The sequence below is a fragment of the Chitinophaga alhagiae genome (genome assembly GCF_003568665.1).
In the GTDB taxonomy this organism is placed as follows: Bacteria; Bacteroidota; Bacteroidia; order Chitinophagales; family Chitinophagaceae; genus Chitinophaga; species Chitinophaga alhagiae.
The window spans coordinates 151,347-163,739 of sequence record NZ_QXMH01000001.1 but is presented as its reverse complement, the minus strand read 5'-3'; the positions used below and the strand labels follow the sequence as shown (position 1 = coordinate 163,739).

Sequence of the window (12,393 nt, the reverse complement as noted above, 5' to 3'; positions counted from 1 at the left end):
GTAATTTTCCGTCCACGTAAAGTTTTATTGTATGAAGTTCCGCGTATTCTCAACATGGGCATTGCTCTCCCTTGTATTTGGTTTTCAAACGTTGTTGGCACAGGAAAGAACGGTCAACTGGAAAGGTTTTGAAAAGGTACAGTTCCGCTTCCAGGACCGTGACGCTTTTTATATAAAACCCATGAAGGCCCTGCCCGGCAACCCCTGGGTGTGGCGGGCGCATTTCCCTGACTGGCATACGGAAATGGACAGCATACTGGTAACCCGGGGCTTTCATGTGGCCTACGTCAATACCAACAACCTTTTCGGCCTCCCGCAGGCCATGCAGGTGTGGGACGCGTTTTACGAACATCTTGTGAAGGAAAGGAAGCTGGCCCCGAAAGTAGCGCTGGAAGGCGTTAGTCGCGGTGGCTTATACGTATACGGCTGGGCCAAACGCAACCCCGGTAAGGTAAGCTGCATTTACGCGGAAGCCCCCGTGTGTGACCCCAATAGCTGGCCCGGCGGCAAAGGCAAGGGCAAAGGCGCCCCGGCGGAGTGGGCAAAATGGCTGCAGCTTGCCGGTCAAACGGAGGCTACGGCCGCGGATTATGCAGACATCCCGCTGAAAGACCTGGCCGGCCTGGCGGCTTTCAAAGTGCCTGTGCTGCATGTGATCGGCCTGCGCGATGCCATTGTGCCGCCAGATGAGAATACGCTCCCTTTAGTGAAGGAATATACCCGCCTGGGCGGCCCCGCCGCGGTGTACCCGATGACAAGGGGAAAACAGAACCTCGAAGGGCATCACTTCCCCATTGAACACCCGGAGCGTCTGGCAGACTTCATTTACAGCAACAGCGTGCCCGTGCAGGCGCCCCTGCAAAGCAGCGCCTACGTTAAGGCCAGCGCTTCCCTGGCTGGCGCCTTCCGCAAGTTTGAGGAAACAAAAAAAGGCACGGTGGCCTTCCTCGGCGGTTCTATCACCCATAACAAAGGCTGGCGCAACAAAGTGGCGCAATACCTGCAGGAGCGTTTCCCTCATACCACGTTCCAGTTCATAGCCGCCGGCATTCCGTCTCTGGGCAGTACCCCGCACGCCTTCCGCTTCAGCCGCGATGTGCTGGAAAAAGGCACGCCGGATATCCTCTTCCTGGAAGCGGCTGTGAATGACAGGGGGAACGGGTTCAGCGAAAAAGAACAGGTGCGCGCGCTGGAAGGCATCCTGCGCCGGTTGTACCAGCAAAATGCCCATGCGGCGGCCGTGCTGATGGCTTTTGCAGACCCTGCCAAGAACGCTGATTACACCGCCGGCAAGGAACCGGTAGAAGTGGCGGTGCATAAAAAAATAGCGGAGCATTATAACGCTTCCTTCATCAACCTCTCCCGCGAGGTGTATGACCGCATACAGGCCGGTGAGTTCAGCTGGGAATATGATTTCAAAGACCTGCATCCTTCCCCCTTCGGGCAGGAGATCTATTTTCAGACCATGAAAACCCTGCTGCGGCAGCCGCCCGCCGCGCAACCCGCGCCCGCAAAGCTGCCGCCAAAGCTGGATGCCCGGGCGTACGACAAAGGCCGCTACCTTGCCGTGGCGGAAGCGCGTCAGCTGAAAGGGTTTACCGTGACCGATCACTGGAAACCGGCAGATCACAAAAACACCCGGGAAGGTTTTGTAGATATACCGGTGCTGGAAGGGGAAGCTGCCGGCGCTTCTTTTGAGCTGGCATTCAGCGGCCGCGCTATAGGGCTGGCCGTTATTGCCGGGCCCGATGCCGGTACCATCCGCTACCGGGTAGACCGCGGCGCCGCCAAAACCGTTGACCTCTACACCCCATGGAGCAAAAACCTGCACCTGCCCTGGTACCTGGTGCTGGACGGGGACCTGCGGCCCGGCCGCCACACCCTGCACGTGGAAATATTGCCGCAAAGCAACAACGCCGGCCAGGGGCCTGCCTGCAGGATAGCGTATTTTCTGGTGAATGAATGATGCCGCGCCGGGTAAAGATTGAATGATACTGTTTCTCCTTTGATAGCGGCCACCCGGTGCCCGGCAGAATGCTTATTTTTGCGGTATGGAAAAACCGGAATCACTGGAACAGTTTTACCGTAGCCGCATGGGCGCACTGCCCGGCGAAATGATCAGGAAAACGGGCCATTTCAACGTGTTCCGCCTGTCTGACCTCAAGGGCGGAGACGGGGAACAGCCTATGCCCTACAGCCGGAAGGACTATTACAAGATCAGCCTCATCACCGGCAGGAACGAGGTGCATTATGCAGATAAGACCATGGTGGTGGAGGAGAACATGCTGCTCTTCGCCAACCCCCTGATCCCTTATAACTGGGCGCCGGCAGGCAGCGGGGTAACGGCTGTTTTCTGCGTGTTCACGGAAGATTTTTTCAAAGGGTATGGCAACATCAGGGAGTACCCGCTGTACCGGCCGGACGGGTTTCCGGTGCTGGACCTGAGCAACGAAGAAGCCGCGCAGGTGAGGGCCATATACAACAGGATGTTTGAAGAAATAGCATCTGATTATGCTTACAAGTACGACGTGCTGCGCAACCTGGTGCTGGACATCATTCATACCGCGCTGAAGCTGCGGCCGGGTATTATCAGCACGCCGGGCAAAATGGATTCCAACGCCTCGGAGCGCATCACCGCGCTTTTCCTGGAGCTGCTGGAAAGGCAGTTCCCCATTGAGTCCGTTATGCAAACCATCCGGCTTCGCGCCGCGGGCGAGTTTGCCGCGCAGCTCAACCTGCATGTGAACCATCTTAACAAGGTGCTGAAAGAAGCCACGGGCAAAACCACCTCCGCGCTCATTGCGGAGCGTATGGCGCTGGAAGCCCGCGCACTGCTGAAACATACCAACTGGACCATTTCCGAGATAGCCGGCAGCCTCGGGTTTGAAGACCTTTCCCACTTTATCCGGTTCTTTAAAAAATATACACAGGTTACCCCGCGTGAGTTCCGCAGGTAAGCGGTAAACCATAAAAAGAAATCACTACATTAGATCCCCGGTATCAGCCAGACACGCAGGGAGTGAATACAGCGCATTTTTTGACAGCAATCGGACCTGGTAGAAAACCCGGTTTATAACCAGCATGATGACGCACCACATCCGCAATATATCCGCAGGGCTGGCCGCCACGCTGCTAATGCTTATCTTTACCCCAGGCAGCGTGTATGCGTTGCCGTCCGGACCTGTTGCCATCTATGTATCACCCTCCGGCAATAACGTCAACCCCGGCACTGCCGCCAGGCCCCTTGCCACGCTGGCCGCGGCCAGGGACCACGCCAGGCAGCTGCGCGGCAGCGGCAAGGCCACCGGCCCGCTGGAGATCATCCTGTTGCCCGGTACCTACCTCCTGCGGGAAACGCTGGAGCTGACGGCGGAAGATGGCGGCACGGCCGCCGCGCCGCTCGTGTTCAGGGGGCAGGGCAAAACGCCGCCGGTAGTTTCCGGCGCGGAAAAATTACCGCCGTTTGAAAAGGTGAATGACCGGCTCTGGAAAACCCGCGTAACGCAAGATATAGCCACCGTGCAACAATTGTTCGTGAACGGCGCCCGCACTACCCTGGCCCGCACGCCCAATGCGGAGCAATGGTTCAGAACGGGGCGTGTTACGGAAACGGTCACCGCGCCCGGCGCCACGCAAAAGGTACACCTCACGCAACCGCAATGGGAGGCGTTGCGTGCCGTACCCGATGCAGCGCTGGCGCAGGTGATCGTTTCCATACATCACGCCTGGGACCGCACCCGCAAATACCTGCAGGCCCGCTCCGCAGCAGATACGTCTTTCACCATCTCCGGCCGCCCCATGAAACCCTGGAACAAGCTGGACAATGCCTCCCAGTTCATTTTCGAGAACGCCGTTCAGTTCCTGGACGCGCAGGGAGAATGGTTCCTGCAGCCGGACGGGGTGCTGCTCTACGTACCCCGGCAAGGAGAGCACATCAGCACCGCCGTGGCGGAAGTGCCGGTGCTGGAACAGTTTGTTGCTATCCGGGGAGACAGTGCCCGTAAAGCAACACATATCCGCTTCGAGAATATCGCCTTCCGGTATACCCGCCACAATATGCCGCGCACCGGCCAGGAGCCCGTACAGGCGGCTTCTCCCATGCCGGCCGCTGTGATGGCGGACTATGCAGACAATATCGTATTCCATAACTGCGAGATCGCCCACACCGGCAACAACGCCATCTGGTTCCGGAAAGCATGCACCAACAGCAAGATCACGCACTGCTACCTGCACGACCTCGGCATTGGCGCCGTGAAAATAGGAGCGGTGCAGGAGCCCGCTCATGCGGAAGCCGTTACCCGCCATATTACGGTAGACAATAACATTCTCCGCTCAGGTGGCCATGTAGTGCCCACCGGCGTAGGCGTCACCATTTTCCATTCGTCAGACAACATCATCTCGCACAACGAAATAGCGGACTTCCGTTACTCCGGCGTATCTGTAGGCTGGATATGGGGGTACAAGCACAGCTACGCCAAGCGGAACCAGATCGTGTTCAACCACATCCATCACCTGGGCTGGGGCCTGCTGAGCGATATGGGCGGCGTATACACCCTCGGCCCTTCAGAAGGAACAACCGTCAGCCATAACGTGGTCCACCACGTATACTCTTACGGCTACGGCGGCTGGGGATTATACACAGATGAAGGTTCTACCGGCATTGTTATGGAGAACAACCTGGTATACCGCTGCAAAAGCTCCGGCTTTCATCAGCACTATGGCAGGGAGAACCAGGTCAGGAACAACATTTTCGCTTCACAGATCAAGGCGCAGCTGGAAGCTACGCGGGTGGAAGATCACCGTTCCTTCCACTTCGTACACAACATTGTTTACATGAACGAAGGCATCCTGATAGACAAACGCTGGGCGGAGGTACACTTTGCGGCAGACAGCAACCTGTACTGGAACGCGCATGCGCAGGGCGTCCGCTTTGGCCGGCAGGATCTTGCGGCCTGGCAGGCATCTACCGGCAAAGACAAACACTCCATTGCAGCAGACCCGGGCTTCACGGACGTAACCACGTATAACTTCCACATAAAGAACAAGGCCGCTATCGAGAAGATCGGCTTTCAGCCTTTTGACTACAGCAAGGCCGGCGTGTACGGTACCGCGGCATGGAAACAACTGGCCGCGTTTGACCCGCAACTGGCGGAGCGGTTTGACCGTATGGTAAAAGCGAGGGAAACCGGCTCAAACGGGCTTTAGCCGGAGAAACTGCCCGCGCAGCACCTGGTACACCAGGATCAGCCACAACAGCAGACAGGGAAAAGCCTTGAAAGCATAAGGGATCACAATGTTCTTTTTCACCCAGGGCGTTACAAGGTCTGAGTGCGAAAAGCTGCAGCCTATCAGGATGAAAATGAACAGGGCGTTATTCCATTTGGTGGGGTATTGCAGCACGTACCAGATGCACACCGCCGGAAAAGCGATGATGTACGTGGGAGATTCCGAACTGGTGCTGAACAGTACCGTAAACAGCAGGGTAGAGGCCAGCAGGTACAACCGGTAGTGCGGGTTGGCCGCCCATTTCAGCCGGCTGTATTGCGAAAAGAAAAGCAGCAGCCCCGGCCCCAGCACCCACCAGTTGTTCAGCTGCGGCAGGCGGAATACGCGTTGTATAAAACCCATGGCGGAAATATTCTGCATCACAACGCCTTGCTCAAACTGGTAGTTCTTGGTATTCTTCTGCACCAGGGCCGCCATCCACTCCCGGTAAGTCTGGAGGATGTAATCCATGGGCGCCAGCACCACCGGTAGTATGAACAGGATACCCGCCCACAGCGCCAGGCTGCCAAGGAGGCGCAGCCGGTGCCTGCTGAAAAAGAAAAAGGCCAGTCCCGCAATGCCGTAGAGTTTTGTAAACGTGCCCAGCATGATGAAAAAAGCCGCCCGGAGATCTTTCCCTTTCAGTATCAGTGTAAAGCTGAGTATCAGGCAGGCCGCTATGGCAGGGTTGAACTGGAAGTAGCTGCTGGCTGCCATCAGCTCATGGCTGGAAAAAATGAGGATGAGGTTTTGCTGTATGCGGCTCAGGGGCAGCTGCCGGATAGCATAGTACAGAAAGGCCGCATTGCATATCACCCACAGCATGGCGCCTAGAAAATCAGGCAGCAGCGCAAAGGGCGCAATAATGACGCTGAAGAGGGGACCGTACATGTTCACGTCAAAATATTCAGGGTAGGGGATGTACAGCGGCTGTTGCCCGCGCACATGCAGGAACACATGTTTGAAGATGATGTAGTTGTTCATGTTGTGTACCAGCAGCTCTTTGGCCGCCACTATCACAGACAGCCCGAACCATAGCAACAGTGCGGGCCAGTCTCTTTCTCCCAGCAGGGAGAGCGTAAATCTTTTTTTCATGCAGGCGGGTTTTCCGGGCAAACTGAAATTATAGTTTATTATTTAGATTTACGAATGCAATTCGAAGATTATATAGCACGCTGGCAATTGGAGCAGGACGGTGAGCCCATCATCACGCACAGCAGCCGCCTGCTGCCCGTGCGGCAACATGGCCGCCCCGCCATGCTGAAAATTGCGCATGAGCCCGATGAAATGGCGGGTAATGCCATCATGGTATGGTGGAACGGAGAAGGCGCTGCGCCGGTGCTGGAACATGATGAGGCCGCGCTGCTGATAGAGCGGGCACAAGGAACAAGGTCGCTGGCGGCCATGGCAAGGAACGGGGAAGATGAGGAGGCTACGCGCATACTCTGTGCGGCTACGGCCCGCCTGCACGCCATAAGGCGGCAACCGCTGCCGGTGCTGAAGCCGCTGAAAGCATGGTTCCGGGACCTGGAATTGCATGCCCACAAATACGGCGGCATATTTTCCGATGCCGCCGCTACCGCCCAAACGCTGCTGGATGCCCAGCAGGAGATAACCGTGCTGCACGGGGACGTACACCACGATAATTTCCTGGACTTCGGGGAACGCGGCTGGCTGGCCGTAGACCCCAAATGGATCATCGGAGACAGGGCCTTTGATTATGCCAACATCTTTTGCAATCCTGATTCTGATGCGGCCACACCGCCACACCGCTTCCTTCGCCGGCTGGAGGTCATCGGCAAGGTGTCTGGCCTGGAACGCAGGCGCCTCCTGCAATGGACGCTGGCCTGGGCGGGACTGTCTGCCATATGGTTCCTGGAAGATAACCAGACCGCGGCAATAGACCTTGCCATTGCGGAGCTGGTACAGGCGGAGCTGTCCAAATAATTCAATACTCCACCATCACCTTGATGCTCTTGCGGGGATAGTTTTCCATCAGGTCTTTCAGGTCTTCAAAACGCACGCGGTGTGTGATATAGGAAACGGGGTCTATCTTTTTGGAGGCAATGCTTTCCGTCACCATGTCAAAATCTTCACGGGTGGCGTTCCTGCTGCTCATGATGGCGCCTTCTCTTTTATGCAGCTCGGGGTGGCTGATGGTGAGTGCTTCTTTCTGCAGCCCTACCAGCACATAACGCCCGCCATGGGCAAGGTTTTGCAGGGAGCCGTTGAGCGCTGCCAGGTTGCCGGTGGCGTCTATCACTACATCTGCCGTTATGCCGACGGGGTTGTCTGTAACCTGTACGCCGGCGTTCCGGCAGTAGGCCAGCCGCTCCAGGTTGAGGTCTGTTACCGTTACCTGCGCCCCCGCAAATTTTGCGAACGCCATCAGCCCCAGCCCTATAGGGCCTGCCCCTACTATCAGCACCGTTTCTCCCGGCCTTACGCCCGCCCTGCGGATGCCGTGCGCGCTGATGGCCAGCGGCTCCGTAAGCGCCAGCTCGTCAAGGCTGAGGCCGGGGTGTTTTACCAGCGCTGCGGAAGGTACCCGCAGGTATTCCCGCATGCCGCCGTCCGCATGTACGCCGCAAACCTGCATCTGCACGCAACAGTTGGTTTTACCCTGCAGGCACGCACGGCATTGCCCGCAGTGATAATAGGGAATGAAGGTAACGGTATCGCCGGCCGTAAAACCGTTTGCCCCGTCTGCATCCACCAACTCGCCAGATAGCTCGTGCCCCAGTATGCGCGGGTAGTTGAAATAAGGCTGCGTACCGTGGTAGGCATGAAAATCGGTGCCGCAAATGCCGGTGCGGCGGATGCGCAAAATGGCATGCCCTTTTTTCATGTCCGGAGCAGGTACGTCACGATATTCCATTTGGCCCGGCGTAATGCAGATCAGTGCTTTCATAAGGCGAAATTCTTACAAACATATCAATTTCCTGCTCCTTTCCATCACTGTTTTTCTTTCAAAAAATTGCCCTATATTAACATGAACATGAAACCAGAATTGCGCCAGATGACCGTCACGCCCAACCTCTCTTTTACCGTGCGTAAAGATGTTGGGGAGAACATGATCAACAACTGGCATTACCATGCGGAAATAGAATTGCTTTTTATCAGGAGCAGCGCCGGTACCTGGCTGGTTGGTGACCACATCGGCCATTTTAAAACGGGGGATGTGGTGATGACCGGCGCCAACCTGCCCCACTGTTTCCGCCATGAGGCGGGGCATATGGAAAACGGTGAGACCATCTGCGTAAAGTTCCTGCCTGAAATGTTGGGCGAATACTTTATGAACCTGCCCGAAGCCAGGGACATCCGCGGCCTGTTTGCCGGCGCGGCCAACGGCCTCCGGCTGGAAGGGGCCATCCGCGAACAGGCCGGCCGGTTAATAGAACAGATGCTGAACGATGCCCCCGGCCGCCGGCTGGTGTGCCTGCTGCAGTTGCTGCAGGATATTGCGGACAGCCGTGACTGTGTGCCGCTTTCTTCCACCGGCTTTATGCAAAGCCCCGGCCCCGTTACAGACGAGGAGCGCATAAAGACCATCTTTGAATATACCCTGCGTCACTACCAGGAAAAGATCTCGCTGGACACGGTGGCCGCCCTCCTGCACATGACGCGCCCCTCTTTCTGCCGCTTTTTCAAGAGCAGAACACGCAAAACCTACGTACAGTTCCTGATGGAAGTGCGCATAGGCCATGCCTGCAAGCTGCTGGTGGAAGATGAAAAAACCGTGGCGGAAATAGGGTATGAATGCGGGTATAACAATATTTCCCATTTCAATCACCAGTTCAAGTTCATTACCGGTAAAAAACCGCTGGAATACAAGCGGGATTACCTGCAGAAATACAGGTAACCGCATTGCATCACTTATTTAAAAGCTCATCCGCCGCCGGCTTATCCTGGCCCTATTGATAGTGCCTGTTTTTTTATATTTTGTACCATTATTCTCTGCTTATGCGAAAACTCAGCTTCTTATTGCTCCTGCTCTTCCCTGTACTGGCCTTTAGCCAGAAAAACAAACCCGACCGCAAAATGCAGCAGGCGCTGCAGGATATTGTGAGCCGCTTTAACGGCACTGCCGGGGTGTATGTACAGCACCTCAAAACCGGCGCCTGGGCCGCCATCCATGCAGACACCATTTTCCCCACCGCCAGTATTGTAAAGGTACCGCTGCTGGTAGGTCTCTTCAACAAGATAGACAAGGGTGAGCTGGGCTATCACCAGTCCCTGATCTACCGCGATTCCGCCAAATACGGCGGCTCCGGGCTGATGCAGTTCTTTAAAGACAGCGCGGCCACGGAAGTAAGCGTACTGGCCGCCCTGATGATGTCTTACAGTGACAATACCACTTCCCTCTGGAACCAGCGGCTGGCCGGCGGAGGCGTGGAAGTGAACAGGCTGATGGAACAATACGGCCTGAAAGATACCCGCGTGAACTCCCGCACGCCGGGCCGCGAAGATATCTGGAAGATCTACGGCTGGGGGCAAACCACCCCCCGTGAAATGGCTACGCTGCTGATAAAGATCCGCCGCGGCGAAATCATCAGTCAGGACGCCAGCGAAAGAATGTACCGCCTGATGTGCCGCGGGTATTACGATGAAACGGCCCTTTCCCAGATACCGCCTTATGTGCAGGCCGCCCACAAGACCGGCTCCGTGAACGACTCCCGCTCCGAACTGGTGATGGTGAACGCGCCGCATGGGGACTACGTGTTCTATGTGGGTACCAAAAACAATAAAGACCAGCGCTGGGAGCCGGATAACGAAGCCATTGAAATGATACGCACTATTTCCGCCTACCTCTGGAAACATTTTGAGCCCCGCAGCAAATGGACGCCCAGGTTCAGGAAAGACAAGTTTTAACGCGGAGCGTTGTATACACAAGGAGCTTTATTTATATAAATGATTAATTAATGTATGGCAGCAGGCCATTGGCCGCCGGTTAGGAATAATAATTGCTGAAAGAAGCGAAAATTCCGGATTTTAGACCGGAATGGGCTAGTTTTAAAGGTATTATTGAAATTATGCATTTATTAACTGTATCGGGCATCCAGAAATGGATAGGCGGGGAACATATATTGAAAGGCATCTCTTTTAAACAGGACAGGTTCCAGAATATAGCCATTGTGGGCGAATCAGGCTCCGGCAAAAGCACTTTACTGAGGATCGTATCAGGCTTTACACAGGCAGACGAGGGGGAGGTATTATTCGAAAAACAAAAGGTGAAAGGCCCTATGGAAAAGCTGATACCGGGCCATTCCGGCATCGCCTACCTGTCTCAGCACTACGAACTGCGGAATAATTATAAAATGGCGGAGCTGCTGCAGTACGCCAACAAGCTGCCGGCTGCAGACGCGGCCGCGCTCTACAAGGTATGCCGCATAGACCATCTGCTGGGCCGCAAGAACGACCAGATCTCCGGCGGCGAGCAACAGCGCATAGCCCTGGCGCGCCTGCTGGTCACAGCGCCGCGCCTGCTGTTGCTGGACGAACCGTTCTCCAACCTGGACCTTATCAACAAGAACATCCTGAAATCAGTGATACGCGAACTGAGCGAAAAACTGAAGATCACCTGCCTGCTGGTGTCTCATGACCCTACGGACATATTGCCCTGGGCAGACCAGATCATGGTGATGAAAGACGGGGCGGTGATTCAAAAAGGATCTCCCTGGCAGGTATACAAACACCCGGTCAATGAATACGCGGCCGGCCTCTTTGGCAAGTTCAACCAGATAGCCTCCAACGGCAAAACCATGTTTGTACGGCCGGAAGACCTGCACATTGTGACCGGCACGCCCAATACCCTGATGGGGAAAGTGAAAAAGGTGCATTTCCTCGGCAATGCTTTTGAGCTGGAAGTAATGCTGCTCAACGAGCTGGTGACCATTCGCACCATAGACAGCAGCATCAAGGCGGGAGACACGGTACACGTGGCGCTGGCGAATTAGGGGAAGATGTTGTATTTTGTTGCATGATGCGGATCACTTCCAAACTACCGGATACGGGTACCACCATTTTCTCCGTCATGAGCGCGCTGGCTGCGCAGCACCAGGCCGTAAACCTTGGCCAGGGCTTTCCTGATTTTCCCATGAACGCCGCGTTGGTGGCCCGCGTAAATGAGGCCATGCAGCAGGGGTTTAACCAGTATGCGCCCATGCAGGGCCATATGCTGCTGCGCGAAGTGCTGGCGGAAAAAGCTGCTTATCTTTACGGCAGCCGGATCGATCCCGATACCCAGATCACCATCACGCCCGGCGGTACCTATGGTATTTATACGGCGATCACCACCGTATTGCACCCCGGAGATGAAGTGATCGTATTCCAGCCATGTTATGACAGTTACATTCCCAACATCCGCGTCAACGGCGCCATACCGGTGCTGGTAGACCTGCAGTTTCCCGAATACAGAATTGACTGGGAAGCGGTAAAGCGGAGCATTACGTCCCGCACCCGCATGATCATGCTCAATACCCCGCACAACCCCACCGGGGCGGTGCTTTCCGCCGAAGATATTGAGCAGCTGCGCGCCATTGTGACCGGCACGCCTATACTGATACTGAGTGACGAGGTGTATGAGCACCTCATATACGACAACATCCCGCACCAGAGCATGCTCCGCTATCCTGACCTGCTGGAGCGCAGCTTTGTGACCTTTTCCTTCGGCAAGTTGTACCACTGCACCGGCTGGAAGCTGGGGTATTGCGTGAGTTCACCCGCATTGATGCAGGAGTTCCGGAAAGTACATCAATACAACTGTTTCTCCTGCCATACGCCCTCCCAGGTAGCGCTGGCCTCCTTCCTGCAGGAAAAAGACAGCTACCTGCAGCTCAGCGGCTTCATGCAGGCCAAACGGGATTATTTTGCGCAGCTCATGGGCCATACCCGCTTTACGCCGCTGGCCAGCCATGGCAGCTACTTCCAGTGTTACCAGTACCACCGTATCAGTGACGAAGGCGCGGCGGATTTTGCCGTGCGCCTCACCAAAGAGGCCGGTGTGGCCACCGTACCGGTGTCTGCATTTTACCAGTCCGGCAAAGACCACCGGGTACTGCGTTTTTGTTTTGCCAAAAAGGAAGAAACGCTGCAAAAAGCAGTGGAGCAACTAATGAAAGTGTAATG

Annotated in this window: 10 protein-coding genes; 8 read left to right on the top strand and 2 right to left on the bottom strand. The window is 55.8% G+C overall.

Annotated features, from left to right (window positions below; all coding sequences use genetic code 11):
- The first annotated feature begins 31 nt into the window (after positions 1-31).
- The 3 genes from D3A97_RS00635 (at position 32) to D3A97_RS00625 (ending at position 5,205) form a co-directional block, all read left to right on the top strand.
- The gene (locus D3A97_RS00635; RefSeq protein WP_119075607.1) at positions 32-1,966 is read left to right on the top strand and encodes an SGNH/GDSL hydrolase family protein; all 1,935 of its coding nucleotides are present in this window, start codon (positions 32-34) and stop codon (positions 1,964-1,966) included.
- 85 nt (positions 1,967-2,051) lie between these two features.
- On the top strand, positions 2,052-2,957 hold the full coding sequence (locus tag D3A97_RS00630) for a helix-turn-helix domain-containing protein (RefSeq protein ID WP_119075605.1): 906 nt from the start codon (positions 2,052-2,054) through the stop codon (positions 2,955-2,957).
- Between the two features lie 124 nt (positions 2,958-3,081).
- On the top strand, positions 3,082-5,205 hold the full coding sequence (locus D3A97_RS00625) for a right-handed parallel beta-helix repeat-containing protein (protein WP_119075602.1): 2,124 nt from the start codon (positions 3,082-3,084) through the stop codon (positions 5,203-5,205).
- On the opposite strand, the gene D3A97_RS00620 is transcribed toward D3A97_RS00625, so the two are convergent.
- On the bottom strand, positions 5,191-6,360 hold the full coding sequence (locus D3A97_RS00620) for a glycosyltransferase family 87 protein (protein ID WP_119075600.1): 1,170 nt from the start codon (positions 6,358-6,360) through the stop codon (positions 5,191-5,193). The two genes, D3A97_RS00625 and D3A97_RS00620, sit on opposite strands and share 15 nt — an antisense overlap.
- Positions 6,361-6,414: 54 nt before the next feature.
- Between D3A97_RS00620 and D3A97_RS00615 the strand changes: the two genes are divergently transcribed.
- Positions 6,415-7,212 carry an aminoglycoside phosphotransferase family protein gene (locus tag D3A97_RS00615; protein ID WP_119075597.1) on the top strand — a complete coding sequence of 266 codons (798 nt, stop codon included), beginning with the start codon at positions 6,415-6,417 and terminating at the stop codon, positions 7,210-7,212.
- A 1-nt stretch (position 7,213) separates the two neighbouring features.
- Here D3A97_RS00615 and D3A97_RS00610 read toward each other — a convergent pair whose 3' ends face one another.
- Positions 7,214-8,176, bottom strand: a complete 963-nt coding sequence (locus tag D3A97_RS00610) for a zinc-binding alcohol dehydrogenase family protein (protein WP_119075594.1) — start codon at positions 8,174-8,176, stop codon at positions 7,214-7,216.
- An 87-nt stretch (positions 8,177-8,263) separates the two neighbouring features.
- Between D3A97_RS00610 and D3A97_RS00605 the strand changes: the two genes are divergently transcribed.
- The 4 genes from D3A97_RS00605 to D3A97_RS00590 all read left to right on the top strand — a co-directional run bounded on the left by D3A97_RS00605 (position 8,264) and on the right by D3A97_RS00590 (position 12,391).
- Positions 8,264-9,127, top strand: coding sequence for an AraC family transcriptional regulator (locus D3A97_RS00605; protein ID WP_157986289.1), 864 nt, complete (start codon positions 8,264-8,266; stop codon positions 9,125-9,127).
- Positions 9,128-9,228: 101 nt separating this feature from the next.
- Complete coding sequence (locus tag D3A97_RS00600) at positions 9,229-10,137, top strand: serine hydrolase (protein ID WP_119075592.1); 909 nt, start codon at positions 9,229-9,231, stop codon at positions 10,135-10,137.
- 161 nt (positions 10,138-10,298) lie between these two features.
- A complete protein-coding gene (locus D3A97_RS00595) occupies positions 10,299-11,222 on the top strand; it encodes an ABC transporter ATP-binding protein (protein ID WP_119075589.1) in 924 nt (307 codons plus the stop codon).
- 23 nt (positions 11,223-11,245) lie between these two features.
- Positions 11,246-12,391 (top strand): methionine aminotransferase, encoded by a 1,146-nt coding sequence (locus tag D3A97_RS00590; RefSeq protein WP_232825804.1) that lies wholly within the window; start codon positions 11,246-11,248, stop codon positions 12,389-12,391.
- Positions 12,392-12,393 lie beyond the last annotated feature (2 nt).